This window comes from Megasphaera sueciensis, from assembly GCF_050219315.1.
Lineage (GTDB): Bacteria > Bacillota > Negativicutes > Veillonellales > Megasphaeraceae > Megasphaera_A > Megasphaera_A sueciensis.
The window spans coordinates 2,002,062-2,025,412 of record NZ_CP116939.1; the positions used below are offsets into that span (position 1 = coordinate 2,002,062).

Annotated in this window: 22 protein-coding genes and 1 riboswitch; of the genes, 18 read left to right on the top strand and 4 right to left on the bottom strand. The window is 37.5% G+C overall.

Going from position 1 to position 23,351, the window contains the following annotated elements:
- Nucleotides 1–3: 3 nt before the first annotated feature.
- The 3 genes from NXG62_RS09625 to dnaA form a co-directional block, all read right to left on the bottom strand.
- Complete coding sequence (locus NXG62_RS09625) at nucleotides 4–222, bottom strand: RNA-binding S4 domain-containing protein (RefSeq protein WP_322351516.1); 219 nt, start codon at nucleotides 220–222, stop codon at nucleotides 4–6.
- A complete protein-coding gene (gene dnaN / locus NXG62_RS09630; protein ID WP_427112200.1) occupies nucleotides 222–1,337 on the bottom strand; it encodes a DNA polymerase III subunit beta in 1,116 nt (371 codons plus the stop codon). The genes NXG62_RS09625 and dnaN overlap by 1 nt, the downstream gene beginning before the upstream one ends.
- A 209-nt stretch (nucleotides 1,338–1,546) precedes the next feature.
- Complete coding sequence (gene dnaA, locus NXG62_RS09635; protein ID WP_427112201.1) at nucleotides 1,547–3,034, bottom strand: chromosomal replication initiator protein DnaA; 1,488 nt, start codon at nucleotides 3,032–3,034, stop codon at nucleotides 1,547–1,549.
- Nucleotides 3,035–3,499: 465 nt separating this feature from the next.
- Here dnaA and rpmH point away from each other — a divergent pair, with 465 nt between their 5' ends.
- The 9 genes from rpmH (at nucleotide 3,500) to NXG62_RS09680 (ending at nucleotide 11,364) form a co-directional block, all read left to right on the top strand.
- Nucleotides 3,500–3,634 (top strand): 50S ribosomal protein L34, encoded by a 135-nt coding sequence (gene rpmH, locus NXG62_RS09640; protein ID WP_427112202.1) that lies wholly within the window; start codon nucleotides 3,500–3,502, stop codon nucleotides 3,632–3,634.
- Nucleotides 3,635–3,705: 71 nt separating this feature from the next.
- Nucleotides 3,706–4,068: a ribonuclease P protein component gene (gene rnpA / locus NXG62_RS09645; protein WP_427112203.1), complete on the top strand. Its 363-nt coding sequence runs from the start codon at nucleotides 3,706–3,708 to the stop codon at nucleotides 4,066–4,068.
- Nucleotides 4,065–4,274 (top strand): membrane protein insertion efficiency factor YidD, encoded by a 210-nt coding sequence (gene yidD, locus NXG62_RS09650; protein WP_427112204.1) that lies wholly within the window; start codon nucleotides 4,065–4,067, stop codon nucleotides 4,272–4,274. Before rnpA ends, yidD begins: the two co-directional genes overlap by 4 nt.
- Nucleotides 4,275–4,345: 71 nt before the next feature.
- The gene (locus NXG62_RS09655; protein ID WP_427112205.1) at nucleotides 4,346–5,029 is read left to right on the top strand and encodes a YidC/Oxa1 family membrane protein insertase; all 684 of its coding nucleotides are present in this window, start codon (nucleotides 4,346–4,348) and stop codon (nucleotides 5,027–5,029) included.
- Nucleotides 5,026–5,745, top strand: a complete 720-nt coding sequence (jag, locus tag NXG62_RS09660; protein ID WP_427112206.1) for an RNA-binding cell elongation regulator Jag/EloR — start codon at nucleotides 5,026–5,028, stop codon at nucleotides 5,743–5,745. The genes NXG62_RS09655 and jag overlap by 4 nt, the downstream gene beginning before the upstream one ends.
- Nucleotides 5,746–5,806: 61 nt before the next feature.
- The gene (gene mnmE, locus NXG62_RS09665; RefSeq protein WP_427112207.1) at nucleotides 5,807–7,186 is read left to right on the top strand and encodes a tRNA uridine-5-carboxymethylaminomethyl(34) synthesis GTPase MnmE; all 1,380 of its coding nucleotides are present in this window, start codon (nucleotides 5,807–5,809) and stop codon (nucleotides 7,184–7,186) included.
- 17 nt (nucleotides 7,187–7,203) lie between these two features.
- Nucleotides 7,204–9,078: a tRNA uridine-5-carboxymethylaminomethyl(34) synthesis enzyme MnmG gene (gene mnmG, locus NXG62_RS09670; RefSeq protein ID WP_427112208.1), complete on the top strand. Its 1,875-nt coding sequence runs from the start codon at nucleotides 7,204–7,206 to the stop codon at nucleotides 9,076–9,078.
- A 1-nt stretch (nucleotide 9,079) separates the two neighbouring features.
- Nucleotides 9,080–9,793, top strand: a complete 714-nt coding sequence (rsmG, locus tag NXG62_RS09675; protein WP_427112209.1) for a 16S rRNA (guanine(527)-N(7))-methyltransferase RsmG — start codon at nucleotides 9,080–9,082, stop codon at nucleotides 9,791–9,793.
- A gap of 125 nt (nucleotides 9,794–9,918) precedes the next feature.
- A riboswitch (ZMP/ZTP riboswitch) is annotated at nucleotides 9,919–10,004 on the top strand.
- A 73-nt stretch (nucleotides 10,005–10,077) separates the two neighbouring features.
- Nucleotides 10,078–11,364: an L-lactate MFS transporter gene (locus tag NXG62_RS09680; protein ID WP_427112210.1), complete on the top strand. Its 1,287-nt coding sequence runs from the start codon at nucleotides 10,078–10,080 to the stop codon at nucleotides 11,362–11,364.
- 197 nt (nucleotides 11,365–11,561) lie between these two features.
- Here the strand turns inward: NXG62_RS09680 and NXG62_RS09685 are convergent, their stop codons facing one another.
- The gene (locus NXG62_RS09685; protein WP_427112211.1) at nucleotides 11,562–12,239 is read right to left on the bottom strand and encodes a FadR/GntR family transcriptional regulator; all 678 of its coding nucleotides are present in this window, start codon (nucleotides 12,237–12,239) and stop codon (nucleotides 11,562–11,564) included.
- 194 nt (nucleotides 12,240–12,433) lie between these two features.
- Here NXG62_RS09685 and NXG62_RS09690 point away from each other — a divergent pair, with 194 nt between their 5' ends.
- The 9 genes from NXG62_RS09690 to NXG62_RS09730 all read left to right on the top strand — a co-directional run bounded on the left by NXG62_RS09690 (nucleotide 12,434) and on the right by NXG62_RS09730 (nucleotide 23,312).
- Nucleotides 12,434–13,546, top strand: a complete 1,113-nt coding sequence (locus NXG62_RS09690; RefSeq protein WP_427112212.1) for a L,D-transpeptidase — start codon at nucleotides 12,434–12,436, stop codon at nucleotides 13,544–13,546.
- Between the two features lie 471 nt (nucleotides 13,547–14,017).
- Nucleotides 14,018–15,211: a CaiB/BaiF CoA transferase family protein gene (locus NXG62_RS09695; RefSeq protein WP_427112213.1), complete on the top strand. Its 1,194-nt coding sequence runs from the start codon at nucleotides 14,018–14,020 to the stop codon at nucleotides 15,209–15,211.
- Between the two features lie 14 nt (nucleotides 15,212–15,225).
- Entirely contained in the window at nucleotides 15,226–16,128 is a 903-nt protein-coding gene (locus tag NXG62_RS09700) for a hydroxymethylglutaryl-CoA lyase (protein ID WP_427112214.1), read from the top strand.
- Between the two features lie 29 nt (nucleotides 16,129–16,157).
- Nucleotides 16,158–17,057 (top strand): hydroxymethylglutaryl-CoA lyase, encoded by a 900-nt coding sequence (locus tag NXG62_RS09705; protein WP_322351517.1) that lies wholly within the window; start codon nucleotides 16,158–16,160, stop codon nucleotides 17,055–17,057.
- 36 nt (nucleotides 17,058–17,093) lie between these two features.
- On the top strand, nucleotides 17,094–18,395 hold the full coding sequence (locus tag NXG62_RS09710) for an MFS transporter (RefSeq protein WP_427112215.1): 1,302 nt from the start codon (nucleotides 17,094–17,096) through the stop codon (nucleotides 18,393–18,395).
- A gap of 174 nt (nucleotides 18,396–18,569) precedes the next feature.
- Nucleotides 18,570–20,480 carry a sigma 54-interacting transcriptional regulator gene (locus tag NXG62_RS09715; RefSeq protein WP_322351518.1) on the top strand — a complete coding sequence of 637 codons (1,911 nt, stop codon included), beginning with the start codon at nucleotides 18,570–18,572 and terminating at the stop codon, nucleotides 20,478–20,480.
- 204 nt (nucleotides 20,481–20,684) lie between these two features.
- Nucleotides 20,685–21,509, top strand: coding sequence for a basic amino acid ABC transporter substrate-binding protein (locus NXG62_RS09720; protein ID WP_427112216.1), 825 nt, complete (start codon nucleotides 20,685–20,687; stop codon nucleotides 21,507–21,509).
- Between the two features lie 29 nt (nucleotides 21,510–21,538).
- Nucleotides 21,539–22,348, top strand: coding sequence for a basic amino acid ABC transporter substrate-binding protein (locus NXG62_RS09725; RefSeq protein WP_427112217.1), 810 nt, complete (start codon nucleotides 21,539–21,541; stop codon nucleotides 22,346–22,348).
- A gap of 601 nt (nucleotides 22,349–22,949) precedes the next feature.
- On the top strand, nucleotides 22,950–23,312 hold the full coding sequence (locus NXG62_RS09730) for a hypothetical protein (RefSeq protein WP_427112218.1): 363 nt from the start codon (nucleotides 22,950–22,952) through the stop codon (nucleotides 23,310–23,312).
- Nucleotides 23,313–23,351 lie beyond the last annotated feature (39 nt).

The following is a 23,351-nucleotide window of genomic DNA, read 5'->3' on the forward strand; positions in this document are numbered from 1 at the left end:
TTTTCATTCTCCGGAAACACGGAAAATACCAATTTTTTTTATTTCTACAACATCATTTATATGAAGCTGCTTTCGCTTTTCAAGACAAAGAATACCATTAATATAAATTTTCTTTTCATCAAGCAATTCTCGAATCTGACCACCACTTTGTATAACATCAGCCCATTTTAAAAATTGGTCTAATTGTATTTTTTTTGTCTTTATAATGATTTTTTTTTCCATTATCTTGTCCTCATCGGTGTTACCACATAAATATACGAATCTTCGCCTTTTTCCTGTACAAGCATAGGACTATTTGCTTTTGATTTTAATATAATTTCATCTGATTTACAATGTTTTAAAATATCTAAAATAAATTTTCCATTAAAAGATATATTAAGTTGTTCTCCTTCCATATTACAAGCAACATAGTCTTCTACCGTGCCATAATCAGGATGTTGGCTGGTTAGTTTAATTTGGTTATCTTCAAATATAAAATTTATAACATCATATTGAGAATCTTTTGCAATAATAGAAGTTCTTTCTACCGAACCTGTAAATTCACTTCTTTCAACAATCACATTACAGCTAAATTCAGAAGGAATAACTCGTCTATAATTTGGGAATTCTCCTTCGATTAAACGAGTTTTTATATACACATTGGCAAATTTAAAAGCAATATTATTACGAATAGCTGTTATTTCTACAACTTGAGGCATGTCTGTCGGCATTTGACGAGATATTTCTGCTAAAAGACGACTGGGAATAATAGCTTTGATCGGCTGTTCAATAGCTTGTTCTAATATTACTTTTTTTAAAGCTAGTCTATGGGTATCTGTAGCAACCATCGTTAAGGTAGATTTATTAACTTCCATTAAAGTTCCCATAAAAATAGGACGGGCATCATCAGTAGAACAAGCATAAGATGTATTATCTATTAAATTTTTTAATGTAATGCTATCGGTAGAAAAATTACTATATCCACTATCGATAAGTGTTACTTCATTAAAATCATCAGGATTCATTGTAAGACATTCAAATTTTGATTTTCCCCCAATAACGGTTAATTTAGTATCAGCGTCCTGTTTTTTCATCTCTATTTCATCACTAGGAAGTCGACGGGTTAATTCAATTAAAAAAGGATTGGATATAAAAACTTCTCCAGGTTCTTCAATAATACCTGGAACAATTACTTTGATACCCATGTCGTAGTCGTTTGCTTGTATTTCAATAACATCCTTAAGTGCTTTGATAAGGAGTCCATTTTCATAAGAAATATTGTTGCTTTTGTTTTGAGCTACTTTTTGAACTGTTTGCAAACCTTTTGTAAGATCTTCTTTTTTAAATTTAAGTTTCATAGGAAATCTCCTTTTTATGATGATTATTTTTAGTTGTTGTGTACTAAAATCATAGTAATAGTCATAGGGACTGTGAAAATGTGTATATGTTCTGTGAATAGGTATATTTAGCTTATCCACCGGTGTTGATAATATGTGGATAACTTAAATTCAGTTATTCACATACGAACATATTTACAAAATCCACAAGATATACACATCTTATACCTCTATTTATCAACACCCTTTATCATAGTGTTTAATTGATCAATCATGCTTTTAAATTGTTCATTTTTTTCTGTCATTTTTATAACTTTGTCACAAGCATGCATTACTGTAGTATGATCACGTCCACCAAATGATTTTCCTATATGAGGAAAAGTATTTGTAGTAAGTTCACGGCAAAGATACATTGCAATTTGCCGTGGTAATGCAATTGTTTTAGTTTTCTTTTTTCCTAAAAGATCATCAATTTTTATTTTATAAAATTGACAAACAGTACGTTGTATTTCATCTATTGTAATATATTTTTTTTCTTCTTTCGATTGTACAAGATCTTTTAAAGCTCGTTGTGTCAATTCTAGCGTAATAGGTGATTTTTCTTCAGAAGCCTGCATAAGTACACGTACGAAAGCCCCTTCTAATTCCCTGATATTTTCATTTACATTAGAAGCAATAAAATCAACAGCGTCTTTTTTTATTTCTACATGTTCTAATTCAGCTTTTTTACGAAGAATTGCCATTCTTGTTTCTAAATCCGGAGGATCAATACTAGTCACCATACCTCCCTGAAAACGAGACCGCAACCGATCTTCCATTTTTTTTATATCTTGAGGAGGTCTGTCACTGGTAAATACCATTTGTTTGTGATCTTTATATAATTTATTAAAAGTATGGAAAAATTCTTCTTGCGTATGTTCTTTATTTTCTAAAAATTGAATATCGTCAACGAGCAAAACATCTATATTTCTATATTGTTGACGAAAACTTTCTGGATTTTTATCTTGAATAGAAGAAATTAATTCATTTGCGAAATCTTCACTAGTGATACATCGCAATCGAAGATTTGGAAATTTTTCTCGTATACGATGGCCGATAGCATGCATTAAATGTGTTTTACCTAACCCACTGCCTCCATAAATAAAAAACGGATTATATTTGACTGCCGGTGCTTCAGCAATAGATAAAGCGGCCGCATGAGCAATGCGGTTGCTATTTCCAACAATAAAAGAATTGAAGGTATAATTACTATTTAGTTCTTCTATTGCTTCTTCTGATGTTGAAGAAGGCGTTTCCTGAGAAAATAAAGGTTGAGCTTCGGTGATAGGAAAATCAGGTACTTCTTGTTCAGATAAGATATTTTGCTGTTTTTGACTGATAGTAACAGTATCAGTTTCATTTTCTCCTTCTTTAATTTGAATAGTTTCTGCTTCCGGTACAATTGGTTTTTTAGGTAAAGAAGCTTCACTGCTGATTAATATGACTTTAGTTGGGCGGCCGATAACATGACTAGCAGAATTTGTTAGAATCGTTGAATATTTTTTTTGAACAAAACCACATACAAATTGATTAATTGTATCTAATGTCAATATATCATTTTCATATGAATATGGAATAATCGAAGATTTTATCCAAGCTTCATATAATTTTTCCGGGATATAATTTTTTAATTCTGATAAAATTGACTCCCATAAAGTAGCCATTTCCATTGGATCCATGTTAGTTTCTTCCTATCTTTGTGTATATGTTTATAATACGGGGTAATAAAAGTGGATAATAATAGAGATATAGTATGTAAAACTTGTAGCCGAGTGTATTAACGAGTTATCCACAAATTGTTTATAACTTGTGGATAACTCGTTAATATCTATACATATTTTACACCAAATTTTCTAAATTGTGTACAGTTTATGCTATACTTTTTAGAGAAATCAGTCAATAGTGAAAAGTTATCCACAAATAAAATCATCAAAAGAAAAAGATAATTAAAAAAAACTATATACGGTATATTTCATAATTTTAAATAATACATATTGTTTTATTCAAAAATTGCAATGGAAAGGTGCATTAATTTTATGTTACAATGAACTTAAATCATTGACAGTAACTATCTTTTTGTCTATAATTACACTGTTATGGTGTAATTTCAATTATTATCGCTATTGATGAAGGAGGTGTCTAGCTTGAAACAGACATATCAACCAAATACATTGTGGAAAAAAAGAACACATGGTTTTCGTGAAAGAATGAAAACAAAGGGCGGTCGCATGGTTTTGAAAAGACGTCGCATGAAAGGCAGAAAAAGACTTTCTGCTTAATTATTACGAGATAAACAGAAAAGTTCCCAAGGGATTTTTCTGTTTTTCTGGCATTATTAGGATAAAATTGTATGTATGAGTTAAGTAAAAATAGACGGTTACGCAAAAATCGGGAATACCAATTTGTTTATCATAATAGTAAATCTTATGTAAATAAATTGATGGTCCTTCATGTTTTACCAAGATCATCTAGTTATCAGACCCGAATTGGATTTGTTACAGGGAAGAAAATTGGCTGTGCAGTGGAACGTAATCGCTGTCGCAGATTGATGAAGGAAGTATATCGATTGCATCAGCAGGAAATTGAAAATGGATTTGATTTAGTTTTGATTGGCCGCAGCTTTTTGAAACATGTTGGATATAAAGAAGCGGAACAAAGTATGTTACAATTATTTAGACGGGCGAAAGTATTAAAAAAGAAGCGTTCATTATGAAAAAAATTTTCATTGCTATGATACGTTTTTATCAAATTTGCATATCCCCATTAAAACCGCCTTGTTGCCGGTTTTATCCCACATGCTCAGCATATGCGATTGAAGCGTTGCAAAAGTATGGTGCAGTGAAAGGGAGTTATTTAGCAATCCGGCGTATTTTAAAATGCCATCCCTTCCATAAAGGCGGTTATGATCCTCTGCCGTAATTATCAGGTAGATGAAATGAAGGCTGTCTGGTAGGTAAATATTGTTTTTATTCGAACGGGAGTTGAGATTATTGAGTTTTTTTAGTGGTATCATGGATGTGTTAAGCGGCATTATGCAAGTCTTTTTAACATATTGCTACAATTTTACAAATGTAATAGGCTATCCTAGTTACGGTATCGCAATTATCGTGCTTACTCTTATTATTAAGCTGATTTTAGCTCCACTTACGGCAAAACAGATTAATGGTATGCAAGGAATGCAGGAATTACAGCCTAAAATTAAAGTATTACAACAGAAATATAAAGGGAATCAGAAGAAACTTCAGGAAGAAATGGGAAAACTGTATAAAGAAATGGGGATCAATCCATTATCAGGATGTTTGCCTATTATTATTCAGATGCCTTTTTTGATGGCAATATTTTATGCACTTCGTGAATATCCGTATGAAGAAGCTTTTAAAAGTTTTTTATGGCTGCCCAGTTTAGGAAGTCCTGATCCTATGTATATTCTGCCTTTTTTATCAGCCGTTTCAACGTTTGCAATTCAAAAACAGATGACGGGTACGACTGTTGCAACATCGGAAGCACAAGCAAAACAGCAAAAAATTATGCAGGTCGCAATGCCTTTGTTTATCGGCTGGATCAGCTTGAGTTTTCCCAGTGGACTTATTATTTACTGGATTATTTCTAATGTTTTCCAGTGGGCACAGCAATGGGTAATGTTCCATGGTAATAAAAAAGGAGAGAAAGCATGAGTAGTATAGAATCTACCGGCAAAACGATAAAAGATGCGGTTCAAAAGGGCCTTTTTCAGCTTGGAAAAAAGGAAGATGAAGTGATGATTGAAGTTGTTACAGAACCATCTCATGGATTCCTTGGTATTGGAAGTAAAATGGCGGTGGTTCGATTGACCGTCATAGAAGAACAAGAATCTGTTACAATACCAGCTGAAGAAAAAACGCAGGTAAAAGAAAAGATTATTTCAAAAGAAGCAGAGGTCACTACTGCTGGTTTTACCGCAGAAGAAGCAGCTGAAAAAGCAAAAGCGTTTTTACAGGATGTCCTGAAAAAAATGGATATAGGTGAAGTTTTTATTGAAAAAATGATTAAAAGTGATAAAGTGATCCTTCATCTTCACGGAAATAACTTAGGAATACTGATTGGTAAGCATGGACAAACGTTAGATGCACTTCAATATTTGACAAATCTTACAACGAATCAAGGACAAGATAACCGGTATTTCCTTATGCTTGATGTTGAAAATTATCGTCAGCGTCGTAAAGAAACGTTAGAACAATTGGCAGTTCGGCTGGCAAGCCGGGTAAAACATGAAGGAGATAAGGTTATGTTAGAGCCTATGAATGGATATGAAAGAAAAATTATTCATATGGCTTTACAAAATAAAGAGCATGTCCGGACTGAAAGCGAAGGGCAGGATCCTTATCGTCATGTCGTGATTTATTATAATTGATGGTTTAATAAACCCGGTGCGCAGGCGCCGGGTTTTTTAGACATATGGAGGAATTAAAATTATGTACGATACAGTGGATACAATTGCAGCAATTGCCACTCCTATCGGTGAAAGCGGTATTGGCATTATACGTATCAGCGGCCGGGATGCGTATGCTGTTGGTGATAAAATTTTTCGGAGTAAATCAAATTTTCCGTTAGCAAAACGCCGGGATCATTCAATACAATATGGGCATATTATTGATGAAAAGGGACATAGTATTGATGAAGTATTGGTATTATTGATGAAAGGGCCGAAATCGTATACTGCGGAAGATGTTATGGAAATTCAATGTCATGGCGGATACCAGTCATTAGAAGAAATATTGGCACTAATACTACGTCAGGGGGCTCGATTAGCTAATCCTGGTGAATTTACAGAAAGAGCGTTTATCAATGGAAGAATTGATCTTGCACAGGCCGAAGCAGTTATGGATATTATCCAAGCAAAAAGCAAAGCGGGCCTTACAAATGCGGTAAACCAATTAGAGGGGAAATTATCTGAATTAGTAAAGAAAATGCGTATTCATTTAACAGAACTTATTACACGGCTTGAAGTTATGGTAGATTATCCGGAAGAAGACTTGGAAGATATTACAGTACCTGATATTGTAGAGGCTTTACAGAATATTCAGAAAAAATTGCAAATATTACTTGAAGAGTCACGTAGTGGAAAAATGATCAGAGACGGAGTCATGATAGCTATTACGGGGACTCCTAATGCTGGAAAATCGAGTTTGCTTAATCAATTAGTTCAGGAAGATCGAGCTATTGTTACCGAAATTCCGGGGACAACTCGTGATAGTATTGAAGTATGGATTACCCTAAAAGGGGTACCGATTTGCTTGATTGATACGGCAGGAATCCGTGAGACGGCCGATACAGTAGAACAAATTGGCGTCAGCAGGGCGAAAAAATATCTAAATACAGCAGATATGGTCATTGTTATGGTAGATGGATCTCGCCCACTTACGGCTGATGATGTGGGTATATTGGAAGCGTCTCGTTATCAAAATGCAATTATTGTAATGAACAAAGAAGATTTACCTGTCCATGTGAATAAAAAAATATTATCCGAATATGGGCATCCGATGATCACCGTATCGGCTATCAATGGATCAGGAATACAGGACTTGCAGAATAAAATAATAGATTTAGTGCTGGATAAAGGCATTATAGAAGGCAAAAGTGCATTATTAACTAATACCAGACATATTGATCTTGTACGGCGCAGCGGGGAGGCAATAAATCGTGCTTTGGATACCATACAAAACAACATGCCCGTTGATTGTGCAATTGTTGATATTCGTGAAGCCTGGGAATTGCTCGGATCTATTACGGGAGATACAATACATGATGATATTGTATCGGAAATATTCAGTAGATTTTGTTTAGGAAAATAAAAGGGGATGGAAAGTTTATGTTTGTTGTAGATACATATGATGTCATTATTGTTGGCGCGGGTCATGCTGGCTGTGAGGCCGCACTTGCTAGTGCGCGGCTGGGGGTAAAAACATTAATGGCAACATTGAATTTAGATAATATTGCGCTTATGCCTTGTAACCCGGCTGTCGGCGGACCGGGTAAGAGTCACCTTGTCAGAGAAATAGATGCGTTGGGCGGTGAAATGGCAATCAATACAGATAAAACTTGTTTACAAATGCGTATGCTTAATACCGGAAAAGGTCCGGCAGTGTATTCATTGCGGGCGCAATCTGATAAAAAGTTATATCAATCGACAATGACAAAAACGCTGGAAAATCAAACAAATCTTGATGTTAAGCAGATCATGGTAACTAAGCTGCTTGTGGAAAGTGGTAGAATTAAGGGTATAGAAACAGAATTAGGTGAGATATATCAGGCACAGTGTGTTATTTTAGCAACTGGAACTTATCTTAAAGGGAAAATTATCATTGGAAATTATGCCTATTCGGGTGGTCCTATAGGACAGCGTTCAGCGGAAGATTTATCGGGATCTTTGCTTAAAAATGGAATTCAATTAATGCGTTTTAAAACAGGAACGCCGGCACGTGTTGATCGGCGTACATTGCGTTTTAGTGAAATGAGTGAACAGAAAGGCGATGTAAAAGGTCATGCGTTTTCATTTCTTTCTCAGCGCGCGGAATGCAATAAGCAATCTTGCTGGCTGACGTTTACAAATGAGGAAACGCATCGTATTATAAGAAATAATCTTGATAGAGCTCCTATGTGTAATGGCCTTATTCAAGGAATTGGACCGCGATATTGTCCTTCTATTGAATCGAAAATTGTCCGTTTTGCCGATAAAAAGAGGCATCAGCTGTTTATTGAACCAGAAGGAGAAATGACGGAAGAAATGTATGTGCAGGGAATGAGTACAAGTCTTCCTACGGATGTACAATATCATTTTTTAAGAACTATTCCAGGTCTGGAAGATGTTAAAATTATGCGACCAGGATATGCTATTGAATATGATTGTCTTGATCCTACACAACTAACATTATCTTTGGAAACAAAAAAAATCAGCGGATTATTTTCTGCAGGACAATCTAATGGGACAAGTGGATATGAAGAAGCGGCAGCGCAGGGATTGATTGCCGGAATTAATGCGGCTCGCAAGGTGCAAAAAAAAGAACCATTTATCTTAACTCGTGCGGAAGCTTATATTGGAGTACTTATTGATGATTTAGTTACAAAAGGAACCAACGAACCGTATCGTATTATGACGAGTCGGTCAGAATATAGATTGATACTAAGACAGGATAATGCGGATCTGCGTTTAACAGAAAAAGGATATCAGTTGGGGTTAGTGACACAAGAACGGTATACGGTGTTTTTAAAGAAAAAAAATGATATAGAAAATGCGATTGAAAAATTGAAAGCTATTTCAATCACGCCTACGGAAGAAAATCAAAAAAAATTAAAAAATATAGGGACAGCTCCTATTCGTACGGGACTTCGGGCCTATGATTTATTACGCCGAACAGATTTAGATTATGAAATGCTGAGGACTCAATTTTCTTTAGAAAAATTGGATGATGATGTACGTGAAGAGATAGAAATTATGATAAAATATGAGGGTTATATTCAAAGACAGCAAGAACAGGTAGAAAAGATGAATAGATTAGAACGCAAGCTTATGCCGAAAGATATAATATACGCTGATATCGGTACGTTGTCAGGAGAAGCTCGGCAAAAACTCGATCAAATCCGGCCACATTCTTTGGGACAAGCTAGCCGTATTTCAGGTGTATCACCAGCAGATATTACAGCACTTCTTATTGTGTTGGAACAATGGCAACGGGAGGGAAAATAGTATGTTTGACCGTGACCTTAAAGCGGTACTCGATCCATTTAATATTTTATTAACGGATCGACAATATGAACAAATTTGTGTATTTACTGCATTATTAATAGAAACAAATAAAGTTATGAATTTAACTGCAATCACTAAGCCGCAAGAAATTGCAGTTAAACATATGGCGGATAGTTTATCTTGCTATGATAAGACGTATTTTCCTAAAGGAGCGTCTGTTTTGGACTTGGGAACGGGTGCTGGGTTTCCCGGTATTCCGCTGGCTATTTTACGGCCGGATTTGCATGTTACTTTTTTTGATTCTTTACAAAAAAGATTGATTTTTCTTAAAACAGTTGTTTCGAAGATTGGTATTTCTAATGCTGCTTTTATTCATGGGCGTGCAGAAGATGAGGCACATCGGTCGGAATACAGGGAACACTTCGATGTTGTTACCAGCCGTGCGGTTGCCCGACTGAATATATTGGTGGAATGGGCATTGCCTTATGTTCGAATAGGTGGAGTATTTGCAGCATTAAAAGGGGCACAATATGAAGAAGAACTTACAGAAGCCTCGTCTGCCATTTCAATTTTAGGCGGAACTGTTATTGAAATTCGGCCGGTGCATCTGATTGGGATGGAAGATAAACGAGCGGTATTATATATAAAGAAGGATCGGACGAGTCCGAAAAAGTATCCGCGTAAGCCAAAAATTGCAGTAAACAATCCATTATAATATAAAATATATCTTCATGAATATCTTATACGATGGCAACGATGAGTTATGTTATTTGTGTAAAAATGTGAGGATAACTAATTGACATAAATTTACATTGTGATATAATCTAACTACATTAGAATATATCAGTACAGAACTGACGGAATTAAGTGGAAAAACCACGTGGACTGTATTGTGTGTAGAAGCGCCGACCGTCTGGGCAAAGTATAAATATGCTTTGGCCAGTCGGCCGGTTTTTTTCGTGTCGGCTCGCCTTTATAGTTATAGGGAGAGATATACATATGAAAAAAAATCGCTGGTTTATTGCTTTATCTGCTATGGGTATTCATATTTGCATTGGCAGTGTATATGCGTGGAGTGTATTAACGAAACCCATTATGGAAACGATGGGTTTTACATTAAGAGAAACAACGTGGACATTTTCTTTGGCTATTTTATTTTTAGGGTTATCGGCGGGATTTTTAGGAAGTTTTGTGCAAAAAATAGGTCCTAAAAAGTCAGGGCTTATGTCAATGGGTTTCTTTTGTACCGGTATGTTTGGCACTGCCGTTGCTTTGTATTTTCACAATTTATTTCTTATGTATCTTTTTTATGGTATTATTGGCGGGATTGGTCTTGGCACCGGATATATCACACCGGTATCGACACTGGTAAAATGGTTTCCTGATAATCGAGGATTTGCTACAGGACTTGCAATTATGGGATTTGGGTTTGCCAGTATGATTGCTGGACCCGCAATGCAAATTTTAGTGCAACATTTTGGTCTTGTTACAAATTTTATTATTCTTGGTATTGTATACATGACTATTATGACTGCTTCGTCGTTGTATTTGACCCCGCCTAAGTTAGGTGAAGTTCCGGCAACAGATATGATACTCAAAGAAGCCAGTGAAACAAATGCAGTTCAATATGCGGGTGCAATGCCGCAGTTTACAGTAAAGCAAGCTATGAAAAAATGGCAGCTATATACGATTTGGTGGTTATTTTTTACAAATATTACTTGCGGGATTGCACTTTTGGCAGTGGCCTCTCCTATGGCACAGGAAGTTGTTCAGATGTCTCCTATAATGGCCGCATCTATGGTTGGCATTATTGGATTTATGAATGGGGCTGGGCGTATTGCATGGGCTACAGTTTCTGATTATATTGGTCGCTCTAATACGTATATATTATTTTTTGCTATTGAAGTAGTAGCGTTTTTTAAACTGGCATCTATTACAAGTTCGTTTAGTTTTCAATTAGTAGTACTTCTTATTATTACTTGTTATGGTGGTGGATTTTCTTGTATGCCGGCATATCTCAGTGATCTTTTTGGAACTAAAGAGCTAAGTGCAATTCATGGACGTATTCTTACCGCTTGGGGAGCTGCGGGAGTTGCTGGTCCGTTGCTTTTATCATTTATTAAGGAAACAACTAATAGTTATGCGGTTACACTTCAATTTTTTTCGGGGTGTTTTGTGTTAGCCTTGTTAATTATGATTTTTCTTAAGATGAAAACTCGTCATGGTCTTACTGGAATAGAGGAACGAGTAAAACAAAATGAAGTTCCATCATATACTGATCATTGAGATACTATGAAAATATTTAGCACAACAAAAAGCAAACGAATTTTAAATTCGTTTGCTTTTTGTTGTGATGGTTTTTTGACAATTGTAAATGGAATAGATATGCCATCTGACAGCCTTATTATAAAACGATAGTCATTCATTGTCAATGAGACATCATACAACTATATAAAAATATTAAAGTATTTTATTCTATAAAATTATTTTTTTTGATTATACCATTCAATTGTATGAAGCATATGTAATTTCATTGCGTTTCGAGCTCCTTCGGCATTACGGAGTTTTAAAAATTCAATGATTAAACGATGGTATTGATTATTTTTGGGAATAACATTTCTATCCTTAAATAAAAGATTGAACCCTTTTAAAACTCCTTGATAAAGAATTGGAATAATTTCCTTCATATATTCATTGTGGGAAGCCTGTGCAATTGTTTGATGGAATAAATATTCATCTTTGAAATGGATATGATGCCTTTTCTGGTTTTTTTCAATAATATTTTGTAATTCTTCGATCCGTTTGATTTCAGCGGCTGTGCCTCGTAATGCCGTCCAGTATGCCGCTTCAGGTTCAATAATAAGGCGCATTTCGAATAAATCCGCACTATTTCCGTTTATTCCTGTAAGCGGTTCTAGATTACGTTTTAAGTCCGCGGCATCACTTGTGACAAAGGTTCCGCATCCGCGGCGCACTTCGAGAACACCATACGCAATAAGAATACGAATAGCTTCTCGCAGTGTTGTACGGCTTACATTTAATTCCCGAGCTAACTCTAATTCATTGGGCAATTGATCACCTATGGTAAAACGTTTATTAACGGTAATCATGGCAAGAATATTTTCAACTACATTTTCGGAAAGTTTTTTATGATTTTTCATATGTAAAAATTCCTTTATTCTTATTTTTTACGGCAATTTTACTTTATTACAGTATAGCGCTAATTAATTGATAATAGAAGAGAAAATGGAAAATTCAACACATTATAGATAAAAGGAATATACGTATGATATAATATTTTTTAGCACTTGTATGTATAAATGTTGATAAATATAAACAGAAATGAGGATATTTTATGTTAAAAATAGTGGGTATAAGCATTTTTTCAACTATATGGATGACTGGACTGATATTTGCAGCTAATATGATGCAGGTACCTCAAACAGAAGAAAAAAATCAATCAACTATAATAGTGAATGAGAACTCAGTATCATCCATACTGTTGCCGGATTCGCAATTTCGAGGAAAAAAAGTTACACTTAACTTAGCAAGCCGATTATTAACAGTATATGAAGGAAATGTCAAAGTGCTCATGTATCCTGTGGGAGTTGGAAAGATTTCAACTCCCACACCGATTGGATATTATAAAGTTACAGATAAAGAAATGAATCCAGAATGGGTTGATCCAGATAATACAAATTTTCGGATTGAATCAGGAGAAGAAAATCCATTAGGATATCGATGGATTGGACTTTTTGGAAATTATGGTATTCATGGAACGAATAATCCAGATTCCATTGGTGGTTATGTTTCTAATGGATGTATACGAATGTATGAAAAAGATGTGGAAAATTTATATGATATAGTTTCACTGGGTACTCCGGTTGAAATTTATTATGATCGGATTGTAATTGATCGTAATGTGGATCATACTATTTCTTATTATATTTATCCTGATGGATATAAAAGACAACCGTTGGATATATATACTGTCAGAAAAGCTTTAGCCGGTTATGGCGTTGACAATTTTGAAAGTAATGAACATATATCTGAAAAAATAAATGACTCTGATGGACAGCCTACATTTATTGCTAAGGCATATACGTTAGTAATAAATGGCAAGCGTATAAACTTAAAAGCAATTGGTAAAGATGGTAGTGTGTATTTGCCGGCGGTAGCAGTAGCAACCGCCGTGAAATCTGATTTAATTTGGGATGCCGAAAAAGGTATTTTAATTAGTTCATATGGACAAGTTAAGGGAATTGTGAAAAACAATGTGTTGTATTTTCGTGGATCTGATGCGGATATATTATTTCGTTTACATGGAATACTTACAGACCGATTAGTATATGAATTAAATACCGTACAATCGGAACCGATAACTCCTGTACAACAAACAGTTACAGACAAGGAAAACAATATAAAATCGATATCGGCGGAGAAAATGTTAAAAATTACGCATAAATAGAGAAAGTGCAGTCATTATTTTTGTTCATATACAATATTTCTTCAAGCTGTTTTTTTAGGTAATTGATAAAAAAACAGCTTTTTATTTATGTTTTTTTAGTATATAAAACGACTTTCATTTGTTTTTTTAGAAAGTATTTTATTCTTAAAAATATTTTTGTAAAAAAGATAAAGTGTACTAAATTATACAAATATATGAATACACAAATACACAATATACGACATGTTTATTGAAAATTTATATTTTTAAATGAAAAATTACAGCTTATTCTAATAATAATCAATAGTACATAAACTTTATATAAAATACAATAATAGACAAATAAATACAAAAGTAAACCATGTAAAAATACTATATAATTTGCCTAATCTCCCGTCTTGAAATATAATATCCTAAGTTTCAAGGATAACGCATCCGGGACAGGTACCCAGATGCAAAGATTAGGTATTGTAGAAAGGGGAAGGTGAAAGAATGAGCAAAGGTAGTTTAGAGGGTATTATAGTATTGGATTTGACAAGAGTACTGGCCGGACCGTTCAGCGGCCAGATTTTGGCGGATATGGGGGCCCATGTGATTAAGATCGAACAACCCGTCAAGGGGGATGATGCCCGACATATGGGACCATTTCAGAATGAGGAAAGTGTCTATTATATTACCAATAACCGCAATAAAAAAGGGGTTACCTTAAACCTTAAAGCGCCGGAAGGCAAACAAATTTTTCTGGAAATGGTAAAAAAAGCGGATATCGTCATGGAAAATTACCGGCCCGGCACCATGGAAAAATTAGGGCTGGGATATGAGGTGTTGAAACAGACGAACCCCCGCATTATATATGGCAGCGTATCCGGTTTCGGCCATGTCGGCCGGTACAGCCGGCGTCCGGGATATGATATCATTGCACAGGCCATGAGCGGCATCATGAGCACTACCGGCTGGCCGCAGACGGGTCCGACGCGGACCGGGACCCCCTTGGGCGATGTGCTGGGCGGATTGTGGCTGACCATCGGCATTCTGGGGGCTATTCAGGGACGCAGTGTAACCGGCCAGGGACAAAAGGTCGACATCGCCCTGATTGATGCGGCGGTGGCAACGATGGCCAATATCAGCATGATCTATTTGACAGAAGGCCGTATTCCGAAAATGATCGGGAACCGGTACGAATCGACCTATCCCTATGATTCCTTCCTCTGCAGCGATGGCAGCTGCGTTATCGGGGTCGGCAACAATAAGCTGTGGGGGCTGTTTTGCCAAGCGACGGGCCATGAAGATATCGAAAAGCTGGCTATCTATAAAGATACCCCGGAACGGGTCGAACACCATGAAGAACTGAAAGTAATCGTCGAAGAATGGACGAAGCAGCGTACGGTAGCCGATGTCGTAAAGACTTTGCTGGATGCCGGCGTACCGGCGGCACCGATCAACAACATTGAACAGGTAGTCCGGGATCCGCATATTGCCGAAGACCGGCAGATGTTCATTACCCAGCATCACCCCAAGGCCGGCGATATAAAGATCACGGGCTCGCCGCTTAAGATGTCCGGTACCCCCGTCGACCTGTCGACGCCGGCTCCTACTCTGGGCCAAGACAATGAAGAAATATACGGTCGGCTCCTGGGATTGGATGCTGCCGGCATAGAAGCGCTGAAAGAAAAGAAGATCATATAAAGAGAGGCACAGCAATGAAAACAATAGATATGTATGAAGTCGGTCCGCGGGACGGCTTCCAGAACATCAAGGAATATATTCCGGCCGAAACAAAAATGGCGATTATCGACGGCCTGGTCCAAGCCGGAATCCGGCATATAGAAGTCACCTCCTTCGTATCGCCTAAGGCGATCCCGCAATTGAAGGATGCCAGGGAAATCGTGGCATCCTGCCTGCGACAGTATCCGGACGTGGACTTCATGGCGCTTATACCGAACCTGCGCGGTGCCGAAACGGCTGCCGCCGTCGGTATGACCCGCGTGGCATATGTGGTATCCTTGAGTGCCAGCCATAATAAAGCCAATATTAACCGGACCCATGAACAGTCCTATCAGGCGCTGAAGGAAATCCGGGAAACCTATCCACAACTCGATGTCATCGTCGATTTGGCGACTACGTTCGGTTGTCCGTTTGAAGGAAAATTCCCGGCCTCCCGGGTCGTGGAATTCTTAAAGGACTATGTAGATCTGGGTATCCGTGAAGTCTGCCTGTGCGATACGATCGGAATCGCCAATCCCGGACAGGTGCGGGATATACTGCGGGCCGTACAGCAGGCCTATCCGCAGCTGGAGCTGCAGGTGCATATCCATGATACACGTAATATGGGAGCAGCCTGCTCGCTGGCAGCAATCGAAGCCGGTGTTACCAAAATCCAGTCTACGCTCGGTGGGTTGGGCGGTTGTCCGTTCGCCCCGGGAGCTTCGGGGAATTTGGCAACCGAAGACATGGTCTATATGCTGAACGAAATGGGATATGATACAGGGGTTGATTTCCCCCGGGTGCTGGCCTTGGCAAAGAAAGAGGTGCAGCTCATTCCAACTGGGGTGTACAGCGGACACCACATCCGAATCGACGCGGCGTCGCGTTGTTTCCGGTAACCCGTATTTGGCAAAAAGGAGATGGTACTATGGCACAGCATGTAAATTTTATTGAAGTCGGTCCGCGGGACGGCTTTCAGAATGTGAAGGACTATATCCCGGCGGATATCAAGGTGAAACTCATCGACGACTTGTTGGCAGCCGGCGTCCGGCGGATGGAAATGACCTCTTTCGTTTCGCCGAAAGCGATCCCGCAGATGCGGGATGCCGCGGAGGTAGTCTGCCGGACACTGGAAACACATGGCGATGAAGGAGTAGAACTGTATGCACTGGTTCCCAACACCTATGGGGCCAAGGCAGCCGCCGCTGCCGGACTGCGTGAAGTTGCGACGGTTATCTCTGTCAGCGAATCGCATAATAAGGCCAATATCAACCGGACGGTCGAAGAATCGCTGCAGGGATTGGAAAAAATGCGGCAGGCTCTGCCGGACTTGAATATTAATCTGTCCATGGCAACGGCCTTCACCTGTCCGTTTGAAGGAATAACGCCGGTAGAAAATGTATTAAAAATCATTCGACGGGCGGCCGGACTGGGGATTACCCGATTTTGTCTGGCAGATACGATCGGAGAAGCTGATCCGAAGATGGTGCGGGATACGCTGACCATCGTACAGCAGGTATTCCCGGATATCACGCTGGACGTACATATTCACGATACGCGCAATATGGGAATCGCCTGTACCCTGGCAGCTCTGGAAGCGGGCGTTTGCAATGTACAAGCAGCCTTGGGCGGACTAGGCGGCTGTCCCTTTGCACCGGGTGCTTCCGGCAATGTAGCATCGGAAGATTTAATCTTCATGCTGAACAAAATGGGTTTTACAACGGGCATCGACTTTGATAAAATGTTGGCCGCAGCCAAATACGAACGGTCCGTTATTACGGGTAATTTCAGCGGCCATCAGGTACATATCGGTGAACCCTGCCATTAATATTATATTCCGTATATATTGAAAGGAAGTGTCTTTATGCAAAAGAAAACCAACTATCGCTGGATAGTTATGGCAATCTTATTTATTCTTTACACAGTAGCGAACGCTGACCGTGCGAATTTAGGTTTTGCTCTTCCCTATATCCGCCAAGAATTTAATATGACGAATACAGAAGCAGGAGCTATTATTAGCTTTTTCTTCTTCGCATATGCATTTTTCCAAATTCCGTCGGGGTTTTTGGTAAAAAAATTTGGCAATAAGGTTATGTTTTGTTTAGGGATGGCAGTTACTTCTATTTGTACAGGATTAATGGCAGTTGCACCTAATGCATTAGCCTTTAAGCTTTGTCGTTTAGGCGTTGGAATTGGCGAAGCCCCGGTTGCTATTTCCAGTTCCGGTACTATAAATAATTGGTTTCCTCCTAAAGAAAAAGGTACGGCAACGGGAATTTTTCTAGCGGGTTCTAAAATGGGTCCTTTAGTTGTTCCTTTTATCTGTGCATGGATTATACAAATGTGGAGCTGGCATATGATTTTTGTTGGATTTATGATACCAGGGCTAATGCTGGCAGTGGTTTGGTATTTCCTTGTGGCTAATCGTCCACGTGAAAGCCGTTTTTGTAATGACGCAGAAGCCGATTATGTTGAACAAGGGGAAGCGGTTGTAAAAGAAGAAATAAAAAGTTCTTATAATATGAAATGGCTGGATAAAATTGTTCGGGCTAAAAAAGTAGTACCCCTTAGTTCAGCTAAGGAAGTATTTCGTTGCAAAGACATGTGGGCTATTGCAATAGGTTATTTCTTTGTTGTTGGTTTATCTAGTGTATTCATGTCATGGTTGCCCTCTTATCTGGTTAATGTGAAGCATTTTGCTATTATGAAAACTGCGTTTGTTGCTGCCGCACCGTTTGCGGGTACGGTTGTAGGAAATTTCTTCGGTGGTTGGGCATCGGATCATATTTTTGGCAAGCGCCGCAAACCGATGATGATGATTACGGCACTTTCTACTAGCGTATTTATGTATGCCATGCTTTCTGCTCCGGAAAGTCCGGTGCTTTTGGGGTTGCTGCTTTTTGGAGCTGGTGTATTTTTGGCATTTGGTTATTCTATGTATATGGCATATGGTATGGGGCGTGCGGATCATAATACCTATCCGGTTGCTTTTTCTCTTGTTAATACAGGTGGTCAAATTGGCGGAGCTATCATGCCGCTGATTGTTGGAGTTATTTTGGATAACTTTAGCTGGGATGCAGTTTGGCTGACAATTGCGATTGGATCTTTGATTTGTTTTGCTGTAGTGTGTACAGCAGTTGAACCGGTAGATGATCCGTTGGTATAAATTTTGCAATAATATCAATTTACTGTAATATACAATAACCGCAGTAACAGCGTATGGATTTTCTGTTACTGCGGTTGTTGTATATATAAAATGTTATATTCTTTATGATAAATTTGTGGTAAAATTTATTTGTATATAAGCGGGATGATAGTTGATATAAGGGAGACTATGGACATGAAACAGATATTGTTGATCGCACCCTCGGAATTATTTGCATTGCGGGCTCAAGAAATTATTGATGAACGGGGTATGGAGGTTGATGTGCAGATTGCTGTACTGGAAGATGCTTTGGAAGTAGTACAAAAGGGCATCAACCGGGGGGTTAAAGTTGTTATTAGCCGCGGCGGGACAAGCAGTTTTATTCAGCAGCACGTCCAGGTTCCGGTTATTGGCGTAAAATTAAACAGTGGTTGTTATATCGATGCCTTTGAAAAAGCTAAGGATATAGAGGGTACTGTAGCCTTTTTTTCTTTTGACAAAATGGCGGATAGTGTGGAAACACTATGTTATTTATTAAATGTTAAAAGCCGGTATTACCGTATTACTAGTTATGAAAGCTGTCAACATATTGTGCAGCAAGCAATCAAAGATGGGGCAAAATTAGGTATAGGTGGTTCTGTGACTAAAATATATGCCGAACAAAGCGGTTTGGATTATATTATGGTAGAAAACACGCGTGATGATATTGAACAAGCATTAGACTCCGCTCAACAAACGCTAAACTCTTTGCTTTTAGAAGAAAAACGTAAGCGTGATTTACAATTGCGTCTGCATCGGTATGAAGCTATTTTTAATTATACACATGACGGAATTATTGCTGTAGATAAGCAAGGAAAAGTAGAAATTGTCAATAAACAGGCTGAAGAAATTCTTCCTTTGAAAAATAAGCCGTATGAAGGGAAGTATATTGAAGAAATTTTACCTAACACAAAACTTCCCGCTGTACTCCGAAATGGAGAAATGGAAACAGATGAATTAATGAAAGTACAAAATGTGATTATTAATACCAATCGTATTCCTATCATGATTGATGGCAAGGTAGAAGGTGTTGTAGCTACTTTCCGGGATATTGAATCTATTCGTCTTAGTGAACAAAAAATCCGCAGTAATATGCATAAAAAAGGTCTTATTTCCAGATATCGCTTTCATGATATTATTGGAGAGTCAAAAGCTATTAAAAGGACTGTACGAATGGCAAAAGGATATGCGAAGTCACAATCTAATATTCTTCTTTTAGGTGAAATAGGAACAGGAAAAGAAATGTTTGCTCATTGCATTCACCATGAAAGTAATCGCAAGAAAGCACCTTTTGTAACGGTTAATTGTGCAGATATATCTTCACTGGCATTAAAAACTGAACTTTCTGGCTTTGAAGAAGGTTCGTCTCCCTATGGTGTTTCAGGAAGTAAAGAAGGTGCTTTTGAAATGGCTCATGGTGGGACGATATTTCTTGATAAAATTGGAGATGCCTCTTTGGAGACGCAAACTATGATTTTGCGTGTTTTGGAAGATCAGGAGGTTCGTCGTATTGGTGGAGATCATGTTATTCCTGTTGATGTGAGAGTCATTGCATCTACAAATAAAAATCTGCGAGATGAAATCTTATCAGGAACTTTTTTGGAAGAACTGTTTTATCGTCTCAGTGTGTTAACTTTGGCTATTCCGCCGTTACGGGATCGCGGCGATGATTATATGCTATTCAGTGATGACTGGTTTCGCCGCTATTTTAGTGCTGATTATTATAAATATGAACGCTCTATTCATATTATTATGGGACAATTAAAAGATTATTCTTGGAAGGGTAATATGCGTGAATTGTCCAATGTGGTTGAACGAATTAGTGTTTTACTACAAAATGATATTACTATTGAGGAAATTTTTTCAGCATTGCCATTAAATACAAAAGATATAGAACAAAAAGAAGATGTTACGTTAGGAAAATGGACACGAGCCTCTATATTAGAAGCGTTGACTGTCAGTAAATTGAATATTTCTCGGACGGCACGCTTGCTTAACTGCAGCCGTAGTACTCTTTATAAAAAGATGAATGAATTTAATATTAAAATTACTAATATGAATCAATGAGATAAATTTCCATTTCATTCACATTAATATACAAAAATATTCAGAAAAAGCTAGACATTTTCAGATAAATTATTTATAATTATACCAAGTTATAAATATACTGAAGATGTCTTTTTTTATGTAAGAGTACAGAACGAATATTAGGAAGAATATTTAGTGAAATAATATTTTTGGTTTATAGGGGTAAAATGAGGAGGATATAGTATGAGTCGAAAAAAGAAGATAATATATTTATTGTCAGCAGTATTGACAATTATTGTTATTACTGGTTGCGGACAACAAAAAAGTGTAGAAAAAACGTTGGATCAGACCAATGCTCCACTTAAAGTTGCAACAAATGCTACTTTTGTACCATTTGAATTTAAAAGTGAAGAAAATGGTGATTTTGCTGGATATGAAATGGATTTAATTCGAGCTATTGGTAAAAAAATTAATCGAGATGTACAAATTCAAGATATGGCTTTTAATGGACTTATTCCAGCATTGCAATCGGGTGAACTGGATGTAGCGGCTTCTGGCATGGCTATTACTAAGGAACGAACTGATAAAGTATTGTTTTCTTCACCATTTTATGAAACCCGGCTGGTAATTTTGGCTAAAAAAAATAGTGGGATTCAATCAGAGGCTGATTTAAATACTCACCGAATAGCTTGTCAAATGGGAACAATTGCTGCTGATTATATTCAGCAGATGGGGTTAAAAGCAAAACAGTTTGATCATAATGCGGATGCGTTAATGGATTTAAAGGTTGGCGGTTCTGATGCCGTTGTTGCCGCAAAACCGGTGCTTGATTATTTTGCCGCTAATAATGGAAAAGATGATTTTGTAGTTATTCCTATAAAAGATACGCCGAAGCAATATGTAGCATTTGCTCTTAATAAACAAAACACGAAATTACAAAAAGAAATTGATGAAGCGTTAGCAGAAATGAAAAAATCAGGAGAATTTCAGCAAATTTATGAGAAGTGGTTCGGACATGAACCAGATACATTGCCGGTTACAACTGAAGAAGCTCTTCAAGCAAAATAATTATTTTATTACATTAGGGGGATATACTTATGAAATTGAAGAAAATTATGACTATTTTGTTAACTACTGTTATAACAACCGCTGTGCTTGCCGGTTGTGGGCAACAAGAAAATGCAAAAGATGCGCAGAAAAAACCATTAAAGGTTGCCACGAATGCTACATTTGTTCCATTTGAATTTAAAGGAGACGGTGATTCGGATTATAAAGGATATGAAGTGGATATGATTCGTGCTGTGGGCCGTGTTATGGGACGTGATATTGAATTTAATAATATACCTTTTAGTGGAATTATTCCTATTATTCAATCGGGTGATATGGATGTGGCGGCTTCTGGTATGACTATTACAAAAGAACGAGCAGGAAAAGTTTTATTTGCGGCGCCATTTTATGAGTCTAAATTAGTGATTTTAACAAGTAAAAATAGTGGGATTAAATCAGTCGAAGATTTAAAAAATCATAGTGTTGCGGTACAAATGGGAACAACTGCTGCTGATTATGCTCAAAATTTAGGACTTAAGACGAAACAGTTTGATCATAATGCGGAAGCACTTATGGAATTAAAAATTGGTGGATCTGAGGCGGTTATTGCGGATAAACCAGTTGCCGATTATTATGTCGCGACAGAAGGTAAAGGAGAAGATGTTGTTATTCCTATTCCGGATTCAAAAAAAGAATACTTAGCGTTTGCAATGAATGCTAAAAACAAAGATCTGCAGAAAGAAATTAATGCAGCCATTGTTAAATTAAAGGAAACGGGCGAGTTTCAGCAAATTTATAAAAAATGGTTTAATGTTGATCCAGGTGATTTGCCGAAGACAGCAGAAGAAACATTGCAATAAAGTGATAGAAAATAAAAATTTTATACTGGTATTGATGTAAGAGAAGATTTATTTATGTATATATTGAAATTTATGATAGTTATGATATTTTTCGCCATCCACTACTGGATGGCGATTTTGTTTATGAGATGGAAGTAGGTTTTCCGTAATCAATAAGTCGGTATTGATTACAAAACGCCCATGGGTGCTGTAGACAAAAGCTATGGTGCTGAGCGCATGTGGAAAAGGCAGTAGGAAAACTGTCAGTTGAGTGCTATAAAGCTGAACGAAAGTGAAGAACTGAAGAAGCATCGTTAAGACTTACAAGTGCAGTCAGAACCAATGTATTGTGTGAACATTGGGATAAGCTTGTCGGATTGCCTGCATGCTGGGCAAGTGGCTGTCGGTGTTGAGGTTACAGGCGTATGGCACAGGCTCGTAAAAGGAACATCCTGTACGATGATGAAGACTGAAACATGCAAGCTAATAGATATGCGAGTATAAAAGTGAGAAGGCAGCGTATAGGTGCAGTAGAATTCGTAGTAGTGAGGAAACTGTTGTAAAGACAGTTGAGCAAAGGAATTCTGTTATTACAACAACAACCATAATATGGGAGGATTACATGCGAGAAGGGAAATTATTTACTATTTCACAAATAGAGGTATTGAATGCATACAAAGCGGTAAAAGCGAATAAAGGTGCTGGTGGTGTTGATGGGGTAAAACTTGAAGAATTCGATAAAAATCGAAAAAATAATCTCTATACACTATGGACCCGAATGTCGTCAGGAAGCTATTTCCCGCAACAGGTAAAGGGGCGGAAATATCCAAGAAAATCAGCTCTCGAAGCAATTGGAACAGCAAGAAAGAAAGGCTTTCAGATGAAATGGGTGGTAACGTTTGATATGGTTGGATTTTTCGATACTATTGATCATGGAATATTAATGAATATGGTGAAATTTCATACGAATGAAAAGTGGGTATAACTGTATGTTGAGAGGTGTCTCAGAGCATTCATAAGAATG

Bases quoted from the DNA above. Each gene is read 5' to 3' on its own strand.
- NXG62_RS09625 (WP_322351516.1), bottom strand. From the start codon at position 222: ATGGAAAAAAAAATCATTATAAAGACAAAAAAAATACAATTAGACCAA.
- dnaN (WP_427112200.1), bottom strand. From the start codon at position 1,337: ATGAAACTTAAATTTAAAAAAGAAGATCTTACAAAAGGTTTGCAAACA.
- dnaA (WP_427112201.1), bottom strand. From the start codon at position 3,034: ATGGATCCAATGGAAATGGCTACTTTATGGGAGTCAATTTTATCAGAA.
- rnpA (WP_427112203.1), top strand. From the start codon at position 3,706: ATGTATGAGTTAAGTAAAAATAGACGGTTACGCAAAAATCGGGAATAC.
- yidD (WP_427112204.1), top strand. From the start codon at position 4,065: ATGAAAAAAATTTTCATTGCTATGATACGTTTTTATCAAATTTGCATA.
- jag (WP_427112206.1), top strand. From the start codon at position 5,026: ATGAGTAGTATAGAATCTACCGGCAAAACGATAAAAGATGCGGTTCAA.
- mnmE (WP_427112207.1), top strand. From the start codon at position 5,807: ATGTACGATACAGTGGATACAATTGCAGCAATTGCCACTCCTATCGGT.
- mnmG (WP_427112208.1), top strand. From the start codon at position 7,204: ATGTTTGTTGTAGATACATATGATGTCATTATTGTTGGCGCGGGTCAT.
- rsmG (WP_427112209.1), top strand. From the start codon at position 9,080: ATGTTTGACCGTGACCTTAAAGCGGTACTCGATCCATTTAATATTTTA.
- NXG62_RS09680 (WP_427112210.1), top strand. From the start codon at position 10,078: ATGAAAAAAAATCGCTGGTTTATTGCTTTATCTGCTATGGGTATTCAT.
- NXG62_RS09685 (WP_427112211.1), bottom strand. From the start codon at position 12,239: ATGAAAAATCATAAAAAACTTTCCGAAAATGTAGTTGAAAATATTCTT.
- NXG62_RS09690 (WP_427112212.1), top strand. From the start codon at position 12,434: ATGTTAAAAATAGTGGGTATAAGCATTTTTTCAACTATATGGATGACT.
- NXG62_RS09695 (WP_427112213.1), top strand. From the start codon at position 14,018: ATGAGCAAAGGTAGTTTAGAGGGTATTATAGTATTGGATTTGACAAGA.
- NXG62_RS09700 (WP_427112214.1), top strand. From the start codon at position 15,226: ATGAAAACAATAGATATGTATGAAGTCGGTCCGCGGGACGGCTTCCAG.
- NXG62_RS09705 (WP_322351517.1), top strand. From the start codon at position 16,158: ATGGCACAGCATGTAAATTTTATTGAAGTCGGTCCGCGGGACGGCTTT.
- NXG62_RS09710 (WP_427112215.1), top strand. From the start codon at position 17,094: ATGCAAAAGAAAACCAACTATCGCTGGATAGTTATGGCAATCTTATTT.
- NXG62_RS09715 (WP_322351518.1), top strand. From the start codon at position 18,570: ATGAAACAGATATTGTTGATCGCACCCTCGGAATTATTTGCATTGCGG.
- NXG62_RS09720 (WP_427112216.1), top strand. From the start codon at position 20,685: ATGAGTCGAAAAAAGAAGATAATATATTTATTGTCAGCAGTATTGACA.
- NXG62_RS09725 (WP_427112217.1), top strand. From the start codon at position 21,539: ATGAAATTGAAGAAAATTATGACTATTTTGTTAACTACTGTTATAACA.
- NXG62_RS09730 (WP_427112218.1), top strand. From the start codon at position 22,950: ATGCGAGAAGGGAAATTATTTACTATTTCACAAATAGAGGTATTGAAT.